Here is a 20,445-nt window from a genome sequence, read left to right on the forward strand (position 1 = left end):
CCACTAGTAATCTTGTGGCATTTTAGCTAACTTAACACTAATTTCTTTCTTCTTTCCTGCTCTATAAATTGTCAAATTAATCTTATCATTAACTTGATACTCCTGCAAGATATCTTTAAGTCTAGCCATACTAGTAATTATCTTTTGATCTATTTTAGTAATAATATCTCCGTTTTGTAAGTTAACTTTAAAAGCAGGACTACCTTCTATTACATTAAAAATATACACACCATGCTTAACTGCCAGATCATACTCTTTAGCTAACTTAGAGTTTATACTCGAAGCATAAATTCCTAACCAAGGCCTAACTACCTCTCCTTTAGCAATTAACTCCTTAGTAATTTCTTTAACTACATTGATCGGAATAGCAAATCCAATTCCTTGAGCCTGTTCAATAATTGCTGTATTAATTCCAATTACTTCTCCTTGACTATTTAATAAAGCCCCTCCACTATTACCGGGGTTAATTGCAGCATCAGTCTGAATCATATTAATTAAACCGGTGCTTTTTTGTAACTGAATTTGTCGTCCTAAAGCACTAATTACTCCTGTTGTAACAGTTTCCGAAAAGCCATAAGGGTTACCAATTGCTATTGCCAATTGGCCTACTTCTAGATTATTCGAATTCCCTATCTTAACCACAGGAAGTTTTTCTGACCCAGGATTGATCTTAATTACTGCTAAGTCTGTAACGGGATCACGTCCGACTATTTTTCCTTGGTAGCTTTTATCTCCATCTGATAAAATAACCTTAATCTGATCCGCCTGATCAATCACATGATTATTCGTCACAATATAACCATCTTGATCAATGATTACTCCTGAACCTTGGCCCTTTACTGTACGTTTAGTCTGCCACGCAAAAAAATCAGAGACTATCTTCTCCTTTTTAGTAGTAATTTTTACAATTGCTGGGGCTACTTTATCAACTACTGTAATAATTGCATCTTCTTTACTTAATCTATGACTTTCCACTTTAACAGTTTTTGTTTCTTGGTTTGATTTAACTTCTTGTTGTGAATGAGTTTGTTGGAGACTAATAAAATAAATCAATCCACCACCTAATAATAAAGCTATTACAACCAATAATAAGTAGACCTTTAAACCAGAATATTTTCTATCAGTAAATAACGAGTCCATATTCTCCCCCCCTAACCTACTTGGTAAAGTTTAGATATTTGATCTTGAGAAGTAAAATCTAATTCAATATCTTGACCTATCTCCAGTCCATCATCTACTAGCATATTCTTAATTGTTAGAAAAGCTAGTTCAGGTATATTATTATCTTGGCTTAAATGGGCCAATAATATACGACTTGCCTTTTTATTAGCCAGTTCAACTATTAAGTCTGCTGCATCATCATTAGATAGATGGCCTTGCGGGCCCATTACTCTTTTTTTCAATGACCAGGGGTAAGGGCCAATTTTAAGCATCTCGAGATCATGGTTAGATTCTAAAACTACTAAGTCAGCATCATTAATTTCTGCTCTAACTTCTTTTGTTACTACTCCCATATCGGTAGCTATTGCTAGCTTTTTACCATCAGAACTAACAGTATATCCTACAGGTTCTTTAGCATCATGGGATATACTAAAAGGGTTAATCTTTAAATTACCAATATTAAAGCCTTGCTTAACAATTAACTTCTGGCTAGAAGTCAACTTGCCTAATTTCTCTTCACCTACCTGCCAGGTTCCATCAGTAGCATAAATAGGAATCTTGCACTTTCTAGCTATTACCCCAGCTCCAGTAAGATGATCACCATGCTCATGGGTTAATAAAATAGCATCTAAGTCATGAATATCAACATCAATTTGTGCCAAACGACGACTAGTCTCTTTTCCACTTAGCCCTGCATCTATTAAAACCTTCCGTTCTTGACTAGCAATATAAATTGCATTCCCTGAACTACCACTTGCTAAAACACATAATTGCAATTTAATCCCCCTCTCTTTATAAATTTCTTATTTTTAAACAGGATTAAGTCTGTAAATAAAGAATTAATCAATAATATAAGACGTATATTCATAAGGAGGTAAAAAATGGATTTTGAAGCTTTTATAAATCAAGTATCCCAAAAAATTAAAGTAGACTTTACTAGTTATAAACAAAAAAGAGTTAAACGACGTACAAAAAACTTCATAAAAAAGCATAATTTATCTGATTATAAATCCTGTTTTGATAAAATAAAAACAGATCCTCAATTTAAGAGAGAATTCTTAGAGCATATGACTATTAATACTACAGAATTCTTCCGTAACCCAGATAATTATAAATATTTACAAGAAGAAGTACTGCCTAAGTTATTAAAAAAGCATAATAAAATTAAAATTTGGAGTGCTGCATCATCTATTGGTTGTGAAGCTTATACAATTGCAATCATCCTCAATCAATTAGGGGTTGGCCCTAAGCGTTATGAAATTAAAGCAACTGATATTGATTCTACAGCATTAGCTACCGCTCGTAAAGGGAAATATAAACCAACTAACCTTAAAAAAGTTGATCAATCAATTATTGATCAATATTTCACTAAAGAAAATAATAACTATCTCCTTGATGCTAAAATTAAACAACAAGTTAAATTTAAAAGACTAAACCTACTTAAAGATGACTATGAAACAAATATAAATTTAATCTTGTGTAGAAATGTCTTTATTTATTTTACCAAAGAGATAAAAAATAGGCTAACTCAAAAACTAAGTCAAGCTTTAACTGATGATGGAATTTTATTTTTAGGAAATACAGAATATCTACTGCAACCTAAAAAATATAATCTAGAAAAATTATATACATCCTTTTATAAAAAGGCTTAAAATTACTACTTAATAAAGAATAATAATTAATATCAATACAATTAATTATTTAAGAGGATCAATATTGATCCTCTTAAAATTAAATTTTATACTTCTTTAATTTAGCTGCTAACCTATTAGGTATTTGAGCCTCTAATTTAATTCCTTGATTATCATAACTTCTATTTAGTACTCGCCCTTCTTGATATATTCGATCTAGCCAATTGGCTTTATCATAAGACAATTTAAGCTTAACTTTAATCATTCCTTGAACAATAAAGGAAGAAATTTTATTTAGTAATCTTTCTTTCCCTTTGCCATGCAAAGCTGATATAACTACACTATTAGGGTAATCTCGTTGTAATAAATCTAACTTATTATCTGCTACTAGGTCTGCTTTATTAAAAACAGTAATTATCTCTTTATCTAATACACCTAAATCTTCTAATTCATCATGAACTACTGCCATTCTTTCTTTTAAATTAGGATGACTACTATCAACCACATGTAATAATAAATTAGCTTCCTTAATCTCTTCTAAAGTTGCTTTAAAAGCAGCTATCAAATCATGTGGTAACTTTTTAATAAATCCAACTGTATCACTAACAATCACTTGCCTACCTATTGGTAACTTTATTTGACGTAAAGTAGAATCTAAAGTAGCAAACAACCTACCTTTAGCTTCCACTTCTGCTTTAGTCAATAAATTCATTACAGTTGATTTACCTGCATTAGTATAGCCTACTAATGAAATGACTGGATGACGTCGATTTTTACGCTGTAACTGACGATTCTTTCTTATCTTCTTTAAATCTTTTTTTAACCGATGGATTCTTTTTCTGATTCTTCTACGGTCTATCTCTAATTTAGTCTCACCAGGCCCTCTAGTACCTATACCGCCACCTAATCGGGACATTTTAGCTCCTTGACCGATTAGTCTAGGCAATAAATACTTTAGTTGAGCTAATTCTACTTGTAGTTGGCCTTCTTTAGTTTGAGCTTGTTGGGCAAAGATATCTAAAATCAATTGGGTTCTATCTATTACTTTTACACCTAAACCCTCTTCTAGATTACTATATTGAGCTGGAGTTAATTCATCATCAAAAATAATTACATTAGCTTGCTGGTTAATTAAAGTTCGCTTTATTTGACTAACTTTCCCTTGGCCTATGTAATAGGCGGGATCTACTACTCTATCTCTAATTGTTAAGTTTGTTACTACTTCTACTTTTGCTGTAGTAGTTAGATTTTTTAACTCTTTTAGGCTTTCTTCTTTACTTCCTACCAAAATAGCCCGTTCTTGACTTTGTTTTATTTGATGAGTTTCTACATGACTTAATTCTTCTTCTAATTTATAGACAATATCTACATAATTAAATGTATCAGCTTCCTTTAATCCAAGTTGTTGCTTTGCTATACCAGTCAATCTACCTTGTTTAATTTCAGGAAAGATAATCTCTAAGTACTGTCTATTTAAATTAAAATAAGTCAAATTATCCAACCGATATTTTAAAACTAACTCTTTTTTTATCCTTCTCTTTCCTTTATGAAATACTAATATCCTTAATCCCGATAAACGCTTTTTACTTCTTCTTCTTCTAACTCCTTCAATTAAATCTGTCTGTAAAGTGCCTAACTGATAATCTATTACTTGGCCTTTACGATTTAGTAATAAATTAATTTGCTCTTCGTTAAAATCAACTACCTTATTTAATAATTGTTGTGTAATTAACTTTCCGCGTTCTAATCTAAATTCTAATAATTTATCAAGATTATTAATTTGTTATCTCCTCCATTAAGTTACTCCGATAGGTGATAAGTTAGACTGATTAAGCCGATAGATAGATCTTCATTACGAACTTCAATTTCTTCAGGTACCTCTAATCTAGTAGGAGCAAAATTCCAAATAGCTTCTACTCCATTAGCAACTAATTTGTTAGCAATCTGTTGAGCTGAATCTGCTGGTACAGCTACAATAGCAATTCTAATATCCTTTTCTTGTACTAAATCATCCAATTCAGATACAGAATGAATTTTTACATCTCCTAAATGATTCCCAATCTTACCTTGGTCTACATCTAAAGCATAATTTATTTCAAGGCCTAAATTCCTAAAGTTGCCATAGTTAACTAGAGCTTGGCCCAAGTTCCCAGCCCCTATCAAGACAATCTCCCAATCATTATCCAAACCTAAAATCTTCTCTAAGTTCTTTAATAAAACAGATACCTCATATCCTACTCCTCTTCTCCCAAATTCACCATAATAAGATAAATCTTTTCTTACCTGGGTAGAAGGAATTCCTAACATATTCCCTAAATCCTTAGATGAAATAACTTCTACTTGTTGTTCTGACAATTTTTGTAAACAGCGGTAATAAAGAGGTAACCTCTCTACTGTTGTTGCTGGAGTTCTTATTTCTTTCATAATATCTCTCCTTTTATAGTTTATAATAAGTATATTCTTGACTATTCATTAACTTTATTATAATCTTAAATTTAAGTCTGGTCAACCACAGAAGCTTCAAATATGAAGGAGGAAAACAAATGAATTCAACTTATCTTGATCCTATAGCTTTTAAACTAGGTCCTCTAACTGTTTACTGGTATGGAATTATTATGGCGTCTGCTGTATTAATTGGATTACTATTAGCTACTAACGAGGCTAAACGAAGAAATATCGATCCTGAATTAATTATAGATCTTGTCATTTGGGGGATTCCTTGTGCAATTATTGGAGCACGTACTTATTATGTCATCTTTCAATGGGATTATTATAGTCAACACCCTCAAGAAATTATTGCTATTTGGCACGGAGGGCTAGCTATTCATGGTGCCTTAATTGCTGCTTTATTAGCCGGGGTTACCTTTGCCTATAAAAAAGGAGTGTCCTTTTTAAAACTAACTGATATAGCTGCTCCTAGTATTATTTTAGGACAGGCTATTGGTAGATGGGGTAATTTTATGAACCAAGAAGCTCATGGTGGCCCAGTCAGTAGAAATTTTTTAGAAAGCTTGCATCTACCGTATTGGATTATAGAACAAATGCAAATTAATGGCATCTATTATCATCCTACATTTTTATATGAATCAATCTGGAACTTATTAGTTTTCCTATTCTTAACTCTTTACTGGAAAAAACAAGACTTCCTCAAACCTGGTGAAGTATTTTTAAGTTATATTAGTCTTTATTCTTTCGGTCGTTTCTTCATTGAAGAGATGAGAACAGATAGCTTAATGTTAGGTTCTTTTAAAATGGCTAAAGTAATTAGCGTTGTTATAATTTTATTTTCTGTTGGAATTGGCTACTATAATCATTATATTAAAAACTAATAATTATTTAAGGGGGCCAACAATGAAAGATTATATCACTGATGTACCTGGAATTAAAGTAGGTCATGCCCATAGTAAAGAAGGAATGACAGGATGTACTGTTATTTTAACTGAAAAAGGAGCTACTACTGGAGTAGATGTTAGAGGATCGGCACCTGGTACTAGAGAACTAGCCCTTTTAGATCCTATTAATACAGTAGACAAAGCTCATGCTATTTTATTAACTGGAGGAAGCGCTTTTGGATTATCTGCTGCAGATGGAGTTATGACTACTCTAGAAAACAAAAAAATCGGCTTTAATGTAGGCGTTACTAAAGTACCTATTGTTCCTGCAGCTGTTCTATTTGATCTTGAGGTTGGGGATTATCAAATCAGACCTAATGCTACAATGGGCCAACAAGCAACCAAAAATGCTTCTTCCACTGAAACTAGACTAGGAAAAGTAGGAGCTGGGATGGGATGTACTGTAGGAAAACTACTAGGCATAGAGCAAGCTAGTCCTAGTGGTTTAGGTAGTGCCAGCCTACAATTAACAGATGAAATTTATGTTGGAGCTCTAGTAGCAGTTAATGCCTTTGGAGATATTTTAGATAAGAAAGGAAAAATTATTGCTGGCTGTAAGGATGAACAAGGAGATTTCATCAATACTTATCAAGCAATGAAAGAAGAAGAAATAAAAGGTTTTGGTAAAAATACCACCATTGGGGTAGTTGCAACCAATGTTCAATTAACCAAAACCGAAGCTAACAAGGTAGCTCAAGTAGCTCATAATGGTTATGCAAAACATATTCGTCCTGTCCACACTATGTTAGATGGAGATACTATTTTTGCTTTAAGTACAGGTGATAAAAGGATAGATATTAATCTGCTAGCTACAGCAGCTAGTCAAGTAATGGGCCAAGCGATCGTAAAAGCAATTGACAATGTATAATTTACAATTATTTCTTCACCTCGTGACAACGACGACAACGAGCTTCATACTCTTCATCTCTACGGGGATTATCATCCCACTCCGTAGTAGAACCCGCTCCTACTACTACCACTGGATCATCAATACTAGCTGGTTGACCAGCAATTAATCTCTGGTTTCTAGTAGCAGGGTTAGCACACTTAACACAGACAGCATGTAACTTAGTAACATATTCAGCTCGAGCCATTAATTCTGGGATAGGTTTGAAACCTCGTCCTGCAAAATCAGTATCTAATCCAGCAATAATCACCCTTAACCCCTGCTGCGCTAGCTCATCTGCTAAAGGAACCAATTCTTCAGAAAAAAACTGTCCCTCATCGATAGCTACCACATCTATAGTATCTGTTTCTTTTTTTTCTTTAATTTTATGATTAATATCACTTACATTATCTACAATTTCTGCTGTTATTTTATTTCCAGTATGAGTAGTAACCTCAGTATCACTATAACGATTATCAATACTTGGTTTAAAAACTAAAATATCCTGTTCAGCAATCATAGCTCGTTCAACCCTTCTAATCAATTCACTACTTTTACCTGAAAACATTACCCCAGTAATAACTTCTAGCCAACCTGTTTCTACACTTCCATAATAGCCATGCACTAATAAAACCCCTTCCTAAAGTTGATTATAATTTCTACCTTTACTATTATAAGATTATCTTTAACAAAAAACAACCTTAAATAATTAATTTTGAATCCAAAATAACTCTGTTTTTTTATTACTAATAGAGGATAATTTCAAGTTTTGTCTAAATATGACTATAAAGCAACCTATGCTACCAATTAATAAATCAATTATAAAGGAGCTATGAAGTATAATCTATAACTGGTCACCTAAGGGTTATATGGAGCTAATGGTGAACCCACCCTGTATTTTTTAATATAAGGAGGATATAATGATTATTAATCAAGAACCCCAGCCTAATGAAGCTAAGAAAAAAGACTTTGCTAAATTTACGATCCTTTTATTAATTCTCTCATTAATTTTAGTAACTACTTCTCTTTTAATAAATAAATACCTATATTTAACCTATGCCATCTTAATTATCATCATAATCTATACTATACATAAGTTAAGAGTTACTAAAGTTAAAGAAAAGAAAAAAGAATTTCGTAGTCTCCTTGAAAAACATAAAATATTATTAAACAATGTTGAAACGCAAATTTGGTATGCAAACGATACGGATTCATACGGAATGGTAAACCAAGCCCATGCAGATTTTTTAGGAGTAGAAAAAGAAGAATTGAAAGACAAAAACTGTATTACTAGCAATCAGGAGGTATTTACTACCAAAGAAAAGATTACAACTAAACAATGGGTTAAAAACTATAAAGGTCAAAAAAGACTATTATCGATTACAAAAATACCTAAATTAAATACTGCAAATGAAGTTGAATATGTAATCTGCACTGCTGAAGATATAACTAAAGAATATAAAAAAGAAGAAAAAATAAAACGTTTGACTTTTCATGATAGCCTAACTGGTCTCTATAATAGAAGGTATTTTGAACAAGAATTACAAAGACTTGATACCCAAAGGCAATTACCTTTAAGTATCATCATTGGAGATGTTAATGGACTTAAATTAGCTAATGATGCATTTGGGCATCATTTAGGAGATAAGTTATTAAGGAAAGCTGCTCAAACCATCAAGAACTCTTGTCGTAATGAAGATATTGTAGCCCGTTGGGGAGGAGATGAATTTGCAATTTTATTACCTCAAACTACTGAAAAAGATGTTAAAAAAGTCTGTTCTAGAATAGAAAAAGACTGTAAAGAAAAAGATTTAGGTCTAATTGACATTAGTATTAGCTTAGGACATGCAACTAAAAAACTACCTACCCAAAGCTCTAAAGATATCTTTAAAGAAGCAGAAGACTGGATGTATAAAAAGAAATTAAAAAAGAGCAGAAAGTTTCATAATAAAACCATCTCCTCATTAAAAGAAACTTTAAAGAAAAAAACTCATGAAACATTAGAACACGGCCAAAGAATAGAAAGCTTAGCTCTTAAATTAGGAAAAAAATTAAACCTAGCAAAGCCTAAATTAAATAATCTATCTTTACTTGCTAAGTTCCATGATTTAGGTAAGGTAGCAATCTCAAAAAAAATACTCGAAAAGAATAAGTCTTTAACAGAAGAAGAGTGGGGGAAGATACAAGAACACACTAAAATAGGATACCAGATAGCAAAATCTTCTTTTGAATTACGTCATATTTCACAAGAAATTTTAAATCATCATGAATGGTGGAATGGCTCAGGTTATCCCCAGGGATTAAAAGAAGAAGAAATTCCTCTTTTAGCAAGAATAATTGCTATCATTGATGCTTATGATGTGATGATTCATGGAAGGACATACCAAAAACCACTTAGTGAACAAAAGGTTTTAAAAGAGATTAAAAAGAAAGCAGGAATTCAATTTGACCCTAAGTTAGTGGAAGAATTCATGAAAATAATAAGTAATAACAAAAAAGCAAGAGAGAGGGCTGATTAACCCTCTCTTTTATAGTAATTGTGGACTGGAAATTCTTGTTTATAAACCCTAATTTTCTTTCTTTGCCCGATAAAGAAGTAACCAGCCTTGGCCCTAGCTCCCTGATTCCAAATAAAATGTAATAAGCCCTTGATTTTATTTCTTGTTGGCTGGATAAAATTAACAAATAATACCGTATCATCACTTTCTATTCGATTATAATGAGAATAACTATCTCTTCCATCTAAATCGATTACAGTAAATTTTTTACCCAATCTTTTAGCTACTAGATAAGCAAATAGATAGTTATCATCATTTAGAGTGACTATTCCATCTATCTGCTTTAATTTCACTTGCTTTCTAATATAACCTTCCATAACCTGACTATATTCTTCTATTTCAACTGTTGTTCCCTCTAGCTGTCTATTATTCTTCCCCCTAAAATCAGCTGGTAGTTTTCTATCTATAAAATAATCTAGATTATCCTTTACTTGCTGATAGCCGGACATATATAATTTGTTTTTCTCTTCTCTAGATAAAGAAAAATCTATTACTTTAATCCCTAAAGTCGGTATTGAAATGACATAAGCATCCGAAAGCTCAATTTGTCTTCTCTCATTAACTGTCATTACCATCTCTAATAAGTTAGTTAAATAGTCTATCAAATTGTCTATTTTACTTGGTTGACCAGGTTTTTCATCTATTAATATTAAACCTAAAGTAGGACGAGATGAATCAGCAAAGACTTGTAAAGGAAAATTATTCATTACTCCTCCATCAATATATAGCCTAGAGTTATAATGATATGGCTTATAAAAGATAGGTATACTCATTGACATCCTCACTGCTTTAGCTACCGAAAATTGTGGGGTCTGTTCTTTCGAAAACACCTTTGTGCTTCTATATGTTGCATCAGAAGCTATAACCTTAACTTCTTTATTTAAATCTTCGAAGACTCTTACCCCTTTTGCTTCTAACCTCTCTGCCATCCAATCCAAAAATTCATTTCCCTTATATATCCCGTATTCGGTAAATAATCTTATGATAGAAAAATCATCTTTAAAATCCTCTAAATCTTGCTGATAAATTAATTCTTTTAACTTGTCAATGCTATATCCTGCCCCATATAGTGTAGCTATAATTGCACCTACTGAACTGCCTGCAAGACTGACTATTTCAATCCCTTCTTCTTCTAAAGCTTTTATACCACCTAAATGGGCTATTCCTTTTACTCCACCACCACTTATAGATAAATTAATCCTTAAATCACTTATTAAATCCACCTCCTTAATCTATACCCTTATAATTAATATATTTCTAGTTGATAGCTTTTGTTACCTAATAATTAAAAAAATAGCCTTTCATTAGAATTGGAAATATTATATAATATTTAATAGAAAGGAGGAAAAAATTGAAAAAAAGAATATGGTTGTACTTATTAGTTTTATTTGTTTTTATTTTCTCCAGTAATATTATTCTAGCTAAAGACATAGTTGAAATTAAAAAAAATATCTACCCTGCAAATATCTTAAATTTATACAAGACTGGAGATAAATACCCTTCTGTAGGTATTAAGCACCATTTAGAAAAAGGAATTTATTTAGGGGGGAACTTAGAATATCAGCAAAGTGATGGAGCAGAATTAGAATTAAGTTCAGTTTATATGATTCCAGATGTTTTTATTTTTGATTTTTATGGTGGAGGAGGATTAAAAGTAAATATTAAGAACAAAGACCTAGATCCTTATCTACTATTAGGAAATCAATTTATCTTCTTATTTTCCGAAGTTAAATATTATTTATCTGAGGATCAAGTAGAATCTCGTGCTGGATTTAAGTTTAAATTTTAATCCAAAATTAAACAAGGACGCCAGTTGGCGTCCTTTAGATTTACCCTAGAAATAATTTATTATTATTTTGCAAAGTATTCTACCCCAGCCTTAAATATCTGTTGATCCTTCTTTCCTATTATATTTTTGGCTACATTTGTTCCAATACGTTCTGAATGCCCCATCTTACCTAAAATTCGACCATCAGGACTTGTAATACCCTCAATAGCATAGACTGAACCATTAGGATTAAAGGCTATATCAGATGTTGGAACCCCAGCAAAATCTACATATTGAGTTGCTACTTGTCCATTATCCAATAGTTGTTCTACCAATTCTGCACTGGCTACAAAACGACCTTCACCATGAGATACAGGTATTGAATGCACATCTCCTACATCTACGTTAGATAACCAAGGAGATTTATTTGATACTATTTTTGTCTGGGCTACACATGAGATATGACGTCCTACTTCATTATAAGTTAGTGTTGGTGCATCTTCTGTTAGCTCTCTTATTTCTCCGTATGGTACTAAACCTAATTTAATTAAGGCTTGGAAACCATTACAGATACCTATCATTAACCCGTCTCTATTATTTAATAAGTCGTTTACTGCTTCTTTTATTTTAGGATTTCTAAAGACTGTTGCTATAAATTTACCTGCCCCTTCAGGCTCATCTCCAGCACTAAATCCTCCTACTAAAGCAACTATCTGAGCATCCTTTATTGCTTCTGACAGAGCATATATTGAATCTTCTATCTGTTCTGGTTCTAAATTTTTAAAGATTAAAGTTTCTACTTCTGCTCCTGCTTCCTTAAATTGCTTAGCTGTATCATATTCACAATTTGTTCCTGGAAAAACAGGGATTAAAACCTTTGGTTTATCTACTCTATTCTTGCAGACAGGCATATCTTCTTCTTGATAGGGCTTAAATTCAAATTCTTCTCTTCTTTCTGTTTTAGTTTTATAGACATCTTCTAGTGGTTCTTCCCACACTTTTATAGCTTCAGTAATAGATATTTCTAGACCATTAACTGTGATTATTTCTTCGGCATTTGTTCTACCTAATACTCTATAATTTACTGCTCCAAATAATTCATCTAGATCTTCTTCTGCTCCAATTTCTAAGACTAGCGAACCATAATCAGGAGTAAATAAAAGATTATCTTCTAGTTTATCCTGGAAGGTCATACCTATCTTATTTCCTAGAGACATCTTAGTTACTGCTTCTGCCAGACCACCTAATGTCACTGCTCGCGCTGATAAGACCTTACCTGTTTTGATTAGTTCATTTACTTTATCATAAGCTAATTTTAACTTGTTAAAATTAGGTAGTTCAGCTTCATCTCGTTCTAAAGGTACATATACTACCTTACTATCAGCACTTTTAAACTCTGGAGAGATGACATGATTGACATCTACTGTGTCAACTGCAAAAGATACTAAAGTGGGTGGCACATCAAGGTCATGGAATGTTCCTGACATACTATCTTTACCACCAATTGCAGGTAGCCCAAATTCCTTCTGAGCCTGATACGCACCTAGTAAAGCACTAAATGGTTTACCCCATCTCTTATAATCATCTCTTAAACTTTCAAAATACTCTTGGAAAGTAAATCTTATTTTTTCATACTCTCCACCAGTTGCTACTACTTTGGCTACTGACTCAATAACTGCATATAAAGCCCCATGAAAGGGACTCCAAGTTGCTAACTTAGAATCAAACCCGTAGCTCATAATTGTTCCTGTGGTTGTATCTCCTTCTAAAGTAGGTATCTTAGCAACCATGCTCTGCGTTGGAGTTAACTGATGTTTACCACCATAGGGCATCAGTACACTATTAGCACCTACTGTACTATCAAACTTTTCTACTAATCCTTTTTGGCTACAAACATTTATATCTGATAAATTCTCAAACCACTTTTGCTTTAAGTTAGTATCTTCTGATAATCTTCTTTTCGGTGCCTGGCTAAAGTAACTCTCTTCCTCAGGTTCTGTAACTACTACCTTTGTTTCTTGAGTTGCGCCGCTAGTATCTAAGAAACCTCTACTTAAATTAATTATATCATCGCCATTCCAATTCATAATTAATCTACCATGATCTTTTACTTTTGCCACTACTGTTGCCTCTAAATTTTCTGTTGTAGCTAACTCCTTAAATTCCTCTACATTTTCTTGGTCTATTACTACTGCCATCCGCTCTTGAGATTCAGAAATTGCCAATTCTGTTCCATCTAATCCAGCATATTTCTTTGGTACAGCATTTAAGTCAACTTCTAAAGCATCTGCTAACTCACCAATTGCTACTGCTACTCCACCTGCTCCAAAGTCATTACATTTCTTAATCATTCGACTTACTTTTGAATTTCTAAATAGTCTTAAAATTTTTCTCTCTGTTGGCGGATTACCTTTTTGCACTTCAGCTCCACATTCTTCAATTGATTCTTTAGTATGCTCTTTTGATGAACCCGTTGCTCCCCCACAGCCATCACGACCAGTTCTACCACCGACTAAAACAACTATATCTCCAGGCTTAGCATCTCCTCTAACCACATCTTCTTTAGGAGTGGCCGCTACTACCGCACCTATCTCCATATGTTTAGCTAGATATCTTTCATCATAAATTTCATTAACTATTCCTGTTGCTACCCCTATTTGATTACCATATGAACTATACCCATCAGAAGCTTCTTGAGCTATTTTTCTTTGTGGTAATTTACCAGGTATAGTATCTTCTATAGCTACTCTTGGGTCACCAGATCCTGAAATACGCATCGCTTGATAAACATAGGAACGTCCGGCTAATGGGTCACGAATACAACCACCTAAACAAGTTGCCGCTCCTCCAAAAGGTTCAATCTCTGTAGGATGGTTGTGGGTCTCATTTTTAAACATTACTAACCATTCTTCTTCTTCCCCGTCTACATCTACAGGTACAATAATGCTAGAAGCATTTACCTCGTCAGATACTTCTAAATCCTCTAATCTACCTTCTTTTCTTAACTCCTTCATCCCCATTAGTGCTATATCCATCAAGCATATATCTTTATCTTCAGAAGGATAGACTTTTTTGCGGCCTGCTAAATACTCTTCGTAAGCACTTTCTATAGGTTTAGTATATTTGTTTTCTTCTATTTTTACATCCTCTATACTGGTTAAGAATGTTGTATGGCGACAGTGATCTGACCAATAAGTGTCTAATACCTTTATTTCTGTTATTGTCGGATTTCTTTTTTCTGTATCTTTAAAATATTTTTGTGTATGAAGTAAGTCCTCTTTACTCATAGCTAAGCCTAATTCTGTTAGTAACTCTTCTAGACCTGCTTCATCTTCTTCTATAAAACCTTCTACTATTTCTACTTCCGTCGGAATGCTATACTCCATTTCTAACTTGTCTGGTTTATCTAAGTTGGCTTCTCTTGAATCCACAGGATTTATATAATAATCTTTTATTTCCTTTATTTCGTTAGCAGCTAGTTCTCCTTGTAATACAATTATTCGTGCATTTCTAACAATCGGCTTTTCATCATTATTTAGTATCTGCATACATTGCTCTGCTGAATCGGATCGTTGGTCATATTGGCCCGGTAAATATTCTACTCCAAAAGCTATCTCACCTTCTGCTAATTCTAACTTTTCTTCATATAACTTATCTACTGGTGGTTCTGATAATATTGCATGACAGGCTTGATTATATGCTTTTTGAGATATCCCTGAAATATCATATCTATTAACTATTCTTAAATCTTCTAAATTTTCTAATTGAAGATTTTGTTTTAAATCTTCTAATAGTTCTTTAGCTTCTACATTATAGCCTTCCTTTTTTTCTACATATACTCTTCTGATTTGTGACATTTTATTGCCTCCTTTGTTTTTTGAACCTGTATTTTGAACCTGTATTTACTTATATAGTTATTTAATTTTGAAATAGGACTTAATTGCATTTTAAAACTTACTATCAATTATAAATTGTTAATTAACTTTATTCTTAAATTGTATACTTACATTATAGTATGTTATAATTAAGTAGTAAAATTAATAATTCTTATATTATTAATAAGGAGGACTTATTAATGAATATTAATTATGAATTATATAAGGTCTTTTATTATGTAGCAAAGCATCTAAGCTTTTCTAAAGCTGGTAAGGAACTTTACATTTCTCAATCTGCTGTTAGTCAATCTATTAAGTCATTAGAAAAAGAATTAGCTACTCCTTTATTTATTCGTAGTACCAAAAGAGTTAGTCTTACTAAAGAAGGAAAAATGCTATATAAGCATATTAAACCTGCCTTTAATTTGATTAAAAATGGAGAGAAAAATATTCAAGAAATTAACTCTTTCAAAAAAGGAGAAATACACATTGGGGCCAACGATACAATCTGTAAATATTTCTTATTACCTTATCTAAAAAAGTTTCATGAACTTTATCCTCAGATTCATATTCAAATTACAAATCGAACTTCAGCTAAATGTGTTGAATTGTTAAAGGAAGGAGCAGTTGATTTGATAATTACTAATCTACCTAACTATCAAATCACTAATTTTATGAATATAAAGCAAATCTTTAGCTTCAAAGATGTCTTTATTAGCGGACATAATTATAATGAATTGAAGAATGAAAGGATAAATGTTAATACCCTAACTAATTATTCATTACTGATGTTAGAAGAAAATACAACTACTCGTAAATTTTTTGATAGTTTAATGAATGACTTGGCTATCGATATAACTCCTGAAGTTGAATTAGGAAGTGTTGACTTATTAATTGAAATGGCCAAAATAGGTCTTGGGATTTCTTTTGTTCCTGATTATTGTATTGGCGAGGTAAATAATATCTTTAGATTAAATATTGAGGAAGAGTTACCAGAAAGAAATCTAGGACTTGTTACTAATGAAAAACTCCCTTCTTCTATTGCTAGTAAGAAATTTATTGAATTAATGACTAGCTCTTAAATAATTTCATAAATTTAACCTAAATTCCTCCTAAAATATAGTTGAAATAGCCTAGATTTAGATCTAAATCTAGACTATGCTCTAATAATTAAAATTCTTTAGCTAACTCTTTTGCTTCTGCAACAGAACTATTGACTGCGTGCTCTAACTCTTCACCTTCTAATACATTAGTATTTTCTACAGTAACTGTTGCCACATCTGTGATTCCCATAAATCCTAAAATAGTTCTTAAATAACGATCTCCCATTTCAAAATCTACTGCCGGACCTTCAGAGTATGATCCACCACGAGCAGTAATATGAACTGCTTTCTTATCTGATAATAAACCAACTGGCCCTTCTTCAGTATATTTAAATGTAACTCCAACATAAGCAACATAATCTATATAGGCTTTTAGTATAGCTGGAATACTTAAGTTCCACATTGGAGCAGCAATAATATACTTATCTACTTCAGCAAATGATTCAGCATAACCTTTCATTACATTGTCATTACCACCAAACATATCTGCTATCTTTTGACCATCTAAAAATTCAATTTCCTCTTCATATAAATCTAAAGTAATTACTTTATCATTAGGATTTTCTTCCTTATACTTCTCTACAAAATTCTCAGACATCTGAAAAGTATAGGAATTTTCATCACTCTTAGGATTAGCTTTAATATATAACACTTTTGACATAATTCATCATCTCCTCTTAATTTAACTTTTTAGTAAGATAACCTTATCATTATTAATAACCAATACCACCATCAGCTAATCTTTTTAATTTAATGAAACTAAGTAAGCTAATTACATCAAGTTTGGTTCTTACTTTATGTTAGTATTATTATAGTATATATAAATAACTTTTGTCAACAATATAATTAAATCTTGATTAATTATTTTAAGTTAGTTATCTATTTCTTTTATATTTTAAATAATTATGATAAACTAATATTAAGGGGTTGATATACTATATGACAGACAATAAACTATGCCCTAAAGTAGAAAGTGCTTTTAAGTTATTCAGTAAAAAGTGGACAGGATTGATTATTCATGTATTATCTGAAGGGCCAAAGCGATTTTCAGATATATCTGCAACTATCCCTAACTTAAGTGATAGAATGTTAACCAAACGTTTTAAAGAGTTAGAGGAAAATGGAATAATAGATAGGAAAGTTTATCCTGAAACTCCAGTCAGAATTGAATATAAATTGACTGAAAAGGGAAAAGCTCTAAAACCAGTTATGAAAGCAATGGAAACTTGGGCTGAGGAGTGGATGTAAAAAAGCCTTGTGATTCAATCACAAGGCTTTTAGTATATTAACTATTAAATTTTAGTGTCTAAAATGTCTTCTGCCAGTAAAGACCATGGCAATTCCGTTCTTATTAGCAGCTTCAATTACTTGCTCGTCTCTAATAGAACCACCTGGCTGAATAACTGCTTTAATCCCTTTAGCAGCTGCTTCTTCAATTGCATCTGGGAAAGGGAAGAAAGCATCAGAAGCCACAACTCCACCCTCTTGGCGACCATCAGCTTTACGGCCAGCAATAATCATAGAATCAACGCGACTCATTTGGCCAGCACCAACTCCAACTACCATTTCATCTTTAGCCATGACAATGGCATTTGATTTAACGTGCTTAACTACTTTCCAACTAAATAATAGATCTTTTAGTTGTTCTGCAGTCGGTTTAACATCAGTAACTACTTCTAGTTCACTTTCATCTGTCTCTACAATATCTCGCTCTTGAACTAATAAACCACCAACTACTTTCTTTAAGTTATAACCTGGCTCATCACGATTAATAGATAAATCTCCTGTCTCTAATAGTCGAACACTATCCCATCTCTCTTTTAAAATTTCAAGTGCTTGATCAGTAAACTGAGGGCCAATTACTACTTCAATAAACTTATCTTCATCTGCTATTTCTTGGGCTACATCTGCTGTTACTTTACGATTTAAAGCAACAATGCTACCAAAAGCAGATAATGGATCTCCTGCATGGGCTTTTTTATAAGCATCAAGTAAATTATCACTCTGAGCCATACCACAAGGATTAGCGTGCTTAATTACTGCAGCAGCAGGCTGATCTGGAAATTCTTTTACTAACTCTAAAGCTCCATTGGTGTCATTAATATTATTGAATGATAAATCTTTACCATGTAATTGTTTAGCGGTAGTAATAGATGGTTCATTAAGTTCTTGCTCTTGATAAAAGGCTGCATCTTGATGTGGGTTTTCTCCGTATCGTAAATCAGATTTTTTAGTATAAGCATCTAACATAGTTTCAGGAAGTTCATCATCACTTACTAATCCACCTAAATATTTCTGAATTAAACTATCATATTTAGCAGTATGTTCAAAAGCTTTATGGGCCAACTTCATCCGTTTCTCATCACTCAAAGCTCCATCATTTACTTGTAATTCTTCTAAAATACTATTATAATCAGTTGGATCAACAACCACTCCCACATCAGTAAAGTTTTTAGCAGCAGAGCGAATCATTGTTGGCCCACCAATATCTATATTCTCAACAGCCTCTTCTAAAGTTACATCATCTTGAGCAATAGTTTCAGCAAAAGGATAAAGGTTACAAACAATTAAATCAATTGGTTTAATTCCTTGCTCTTTGATCTCTTCCATGTGTTCTTGATTATCTCTAACCGCCAAAATACCACCATGAACAGCTGGATGTAAAGTTTTTACTCGTCCATTCATCATTTCTGGATAGTCAGTTACGTCACTAATCTCTACTACTTCTACACCAGCTTCTTTAATTTTTTGTGCAGTTCCACCAGTAGAAATGATAGTTACTCCTAACTCTCTTAGACCTTTAGCAAAATCAACAATTCCTTCCTTATCAGAAACACTTAATAAAGCCTGTCTGATTTTTGTCATTTTTTCACCCCGCAAATATTATTAATTGACAATTGATAATGTACAATATTCAGGGGAATAAATTCCCCGTTCATGCTTCGCTACAATTAAAATCATAAACCAATAAAATCAAGCAACTAATTGACACTAAAATTAAACAAATTAAGAACTGTAATTCAATAAAAAATTTAATTTGTAATTTCTAATAATAACTTTCTTGATTCAATCATTTATCCCTTTAAAGTAGCATAGTATTGAATTTAATTAAGCATTTTAGTATTCAACTTAAATTCAACCGTTATTTTATTATTAATTTTAGTTAGTTGATATTGTATTGATTTTTAAATTAAATCTGTCTTGATTTGTGTTAATCCGTGGCTAGGTCTTGACCTTTAATTGTTTATTGTTAATTATTCTTTGATTATAACTTTGCCATTTTTAACCTCTAATTTATCTTCTGCATACAACCTAATTGCTTTAGGATAAATTTTGTGTTCTTTTTGTAAAATTCGATTAGCTAAAGTTTCTTCCGTATCATCTTCTTTAACTGGTACTGTAGCCTGTAGAATTATTGGCCCAGTATCCATTCCTTCATCAGCAAAATGAACCGTACAACCAGCTACCTTGACTCCATAATCTAAAGCTTGCTTCTGAGCATGAAGTCCTTTAAAGGCTGGTAATAAAGAGGGATGAATATTCATCACACTATCCTTATACTTTTTCACAAAATAAGGAGTTAATAATCGCATAAAACCAGCCATTATCACTAACTGAACATTATGTTGTTCTAAAATATCAATCATGCCTTGTTCAAACTCTTCTGTAGTATTATAGTCTTGGGGATTAACATATTGATTATCAATGTCATACTTAGCAGCTCTCTCTAACGCCTTAGCTGTCTCTTTATCACTAATAACTACTTCAATTTCAGCCGGTATTTCACCAGCTTTTATTCCATCAATAATAGATTGGAGATTAGTACCTCTTCCTGACGCTAAAACTCCTATTTTTAACATTTCAACACCTCACCCGCTTTAAATTGACAATTTACAATGTACAATTTACAGTTAAAAAACAAGGTCAAAACCAAATAAAGCTTTAATATTAAATTTATTAATAAAAACTTGAATCTAGGAATTATATAACTTTTATGGTTTTACTCAGCCTCGACCTTAACCTTAATCTTGAATCTACTCAATCTCAAACTATATTCTTTATTATTTGATC

At 32.3% G+C, this 20,445-nt stretch carries 17 protein-coding genes and 1 riboswitch; of the genes, 7 read left to right on the forward strand and 10 right to left on the reverse strand.

Annotated elements, in window-relative coordinates:
• Window positions 1-3 precede the first annotated feature (3 nt).
• Both HALHA_RS12575 and HALHA_RS12580 read right to left on the reverse strand, forming a co-directional pair.
• Window positions 4-1,140: a S1C family serine protease gene (locus HALHA_RS12575; RefSeq protein ID WP_015328153.1), complete on the reverse strand. Its 1,137-nt coding sequence runs from the start codon at window positions 1,138-1,140 to the stop codon at window positions 4-6.
• Window positions 1,141-1,151: 11 nt separating this feature from the next.
• Window positions 1,152-1,937, reverse strand: coding sequence for an MBL fold metallo-hydrolase (locus HALHA_RS12580; RefSeq protein WP_015328154.1), 786 nt, complete (start codon window positions 1,935-1,937; stop codon window positions 1,152-1,154).
• A 105-nt stretch (window positions 1,938-2,042) separates the two neighbouring features.
• On the opposite strand from HALHA_RS12580, the gene HALHA_RS12585 reads away from it, so the two are divergent.
• The gene (locus HALHA_RS12585) at window positions 2,043-2,813 is read left to right on the forward strand and encodes a CheR family methyltransferase (RefSeq protein ID WP_015328155.1); all 771 of its coding nucleotides are present in this window, start codon (window positions 2,043-2,045) and stop codon (window positions 2,811-2,813) included.
• 79 nt (window positions 2,814-2,892) lie between these two features.
• On the opposite strand, the gene hflX is transcribed toward HALHA_RS12585, so the two are convergent.
• A complete protein-coding gene (gene hflX, locus HALHA_RS12590) occupies window positions 2,893-4,284 on the reverse strand; it encodes a GTPase HflX (RefSeq protein WP_245547372.1) in 1,392 nt (463 codons plus the stop codon).
• Between the two features lie 308 nt (window positions 4,285-4,592).
• Window positions 4,593-5,216: a redox-sensing transcriptional repressor Rex gene (locus tag HALHA_RS12595; protein WP_015328157.1), complete on the reverse strand. Its 624-nt coding sequence runs from the start codon at window positions 5,214-5,216 to the stop codon at window positions 4,593-4,595.
• A 119-nt stretch (window positions 5,217-5,335) separates the two neighbouring features.
• Here HALHA_RS12595 and lgt point away from each other — a divergent pair, with 119 nt between their 5' ends.
• Both lgt and HALHA_RS12605 read left to right on the forward strand, forming a co-directional pair.
• Window positions 5,336-6,121: a prolipoprotein diacylglyceryl transferase gene (gene lgt / locus HALHA_RS12600; RefSeq protein WP_015328158.1), complete on the forward strand. Its 786-nt coding sequence runs from the start codon at window positions 5,336-5,338 to the stop codon at window positions 6,119-6,121.
• A gap of 22 nt (window positions 6,122-6,143) precedes the next feature.
• Window positions 6,144-7,052 (forward strand): P1 family peptidase, encoded by a 909-nt coding sequence (locus tag HALHA_RS12605; RefSeq protein ID WP_015328159.1) that lies wholly within the window; start codon window positions 6,144-6,146, stop codon window positions 7,050-7,052.
• Between the two features lie 7 nt (window positions 7,053-7,059).
• On the opposite strand, the gene HALHA_RS12610 is transcribed toward HALHA_RS12605, so the two are convergent.
• Window positions 7,060-7,695, reverse strand: a complete 636-nt coding sequence (locus HALHA_RS12610) for a thymidine kinase (protein WP_015328160.1) — start codon at window positions 7,693-7,695, stop codon at window positions 7,060-7,062.
• A 192-nt stretch (window positions 7,696-7,887) separates the two neighbouring features.
• Window positions 7,888-7,972, forward strand: a riboswitch (cyclic di-GMP riboswitch).
• 18 nt (window positions 7,973-7,990) lie between these two features.
• Between HALHA_RS12610 and HALHA_RS12615 the strand changes: the two genes are divergently transcribed.
• Window positions 7,991-9,589 carry a bifunctional diguanylate cyclase/phosphohydrolase gene (locus HALHA_RS12615; protein ID WP_015328161.1) on the forward strand — a complete coding sequence of 533 codons (1,599 nt, stop codon included), beginning with the start codon at window positions 7,991-7,993 and terminating at the stop codon, window positions 9,587-9,589.
• Here the strand turns inward: HALHA_RS12615 and HALHA_RS12620 are convergent.
• Complete coding sequence (locus HALHA_RS12620; RefSeq protein WP_015328162.1) at window positions 9,586-10,851, reverse strand: patatin-like phospholipase family protein; 1,266 nt, start codon at window positions 10,849-10,851, stop codon at window positions 9,586-9,588. The two genes, HALHA_RS12615 and HALHA_RS12620, sit on opposite strands and share 4 nt — an antisense overlap.
• Before the next feature lie 128 nt (window positions 10,852-10,979).
• Here HALHA_RS12620 and HALHA_RS12625 point away from each other — a divergent pair, with 128 nt between their 5' ends.
• On the forward strand, window positions 10,980-11,417 hold the full coding sequence (locus tag HALHA_RS12625) for a hypothetical protein (RefSeq protein ID WP_015328163.1): 438 nt from the start codon (window positions 10,980-10,982) through the stop codon (window positions 11,415-11,417).
• A gap of 62 nt (window positions 11,418-11,479) precedes the next feature.
• Here HALHA_RS12625 and HALHA_RS12630 read toward each other — a convergent pair whose 3' ends face one another.
• Window positions 11,480-15,253, reverse strand: coding sequence for a phosphoribosylformylglycinamidine synthase (locus HALHA_RS12630; RefSeq protein ID WP_015328164.1), 3,774 nt, complete (start codon window positions 15,251-15,253; stop codon window positions 11,480-11,482).
• Window positions 15,254-15,471: 218 nt separating this feature from the next.
• On the opposite strand from HALHA_RS12630, the gene HALHA_RS12635 reads away from it, so the two are divergent.
• Entirely contained in the window at window positions 15,472-16,353 is an 882-nt protein-coding gene (locus HALHA_RS12635; RefSeq protein WP_015328165.1) for a LysR family transcriptional regulator, read from the forward strand.
• Window positions 16,354-16,441: 88 nt separating this feature from the next.
• On the opposite strand, the gene HALHA_RS12640 is transcribed toward HALHA_RS12635, so the two are convergent.
• Window positions 16,442-17,035: an FMN-dependent NADH-azoreductase gene (locus tag HALHA_RS12640; protein WP_015328166.1), complete on the reverse strand. Its 594-nt coding sequence runs from the start codon at window positions 17,033-17,035 to the stop codon at window positions 16,442-16,444.
• 278 nt (window positions 17,036-17,313) lie between these two features.
• On the opposite strand from HALHA_RS12640, the gene HALHA_RS12645 reads away from it, so the two are divergent.
• Window positions 17,314-17,622, forward strand: coding sequence for a winged helix-turn-helix transcriptional regulator (locus HALHA_RS12645; RefSeq protein ID WP_015328167.1), 309 nt, complete (start codon window positions 17,314-17,316; stop codon window positions 17,620-17,622).
• A 51-nt stretch (window positions 17,623-17,673) separates the two neighbouring features.
• Here the strand turns inward: HALHA_RS12645 and purH are convergent, their stop codons facing one another.
• Both purH and purN read right to left on the reverse strand, forming a co-directional pair.
• Window positions 17,674-19,239, reverse strand: a complete 1,566-nt coding sequence (gene purH / locus HALHA_RS12650) for a bifunctional phosphoribosylaminoimidazolecarboxamide formyltransferase/IMP cyclohydrolase (protein ID WP_015328168.1) — start codon at window positions 19,237-19,239, stop codon at window positions 17,674-17,676.
• A gap of 389 nt (window positions 19,240-19,628) precedes the next feature.
• On the reverse strand, window positions 19,629-20,234 hold the full coding sequence (gene purN, locus HALHA_RS12655; RefSeq protein ID WP_015328169.1) for a phosphoribosylglycinamide formyltransferase: 606 nt from the start codon (window positions 20,232-20,234) through the stop codon (window positions 19,629-19,631).
• Window positions 20,235-20,445 lie beyond the last annotated feature (211 nt).

This window comes from Halobacteroides halobius DSM 5150, assembly GCF_000328625.1.
Classification (GTDB): domain Bacteria; phylum Bacillota; class Halanaerobiia; order Halobacteroidales; family Halobacteroidaceae; genus Halobacteroides; species Halobacteroides halobius.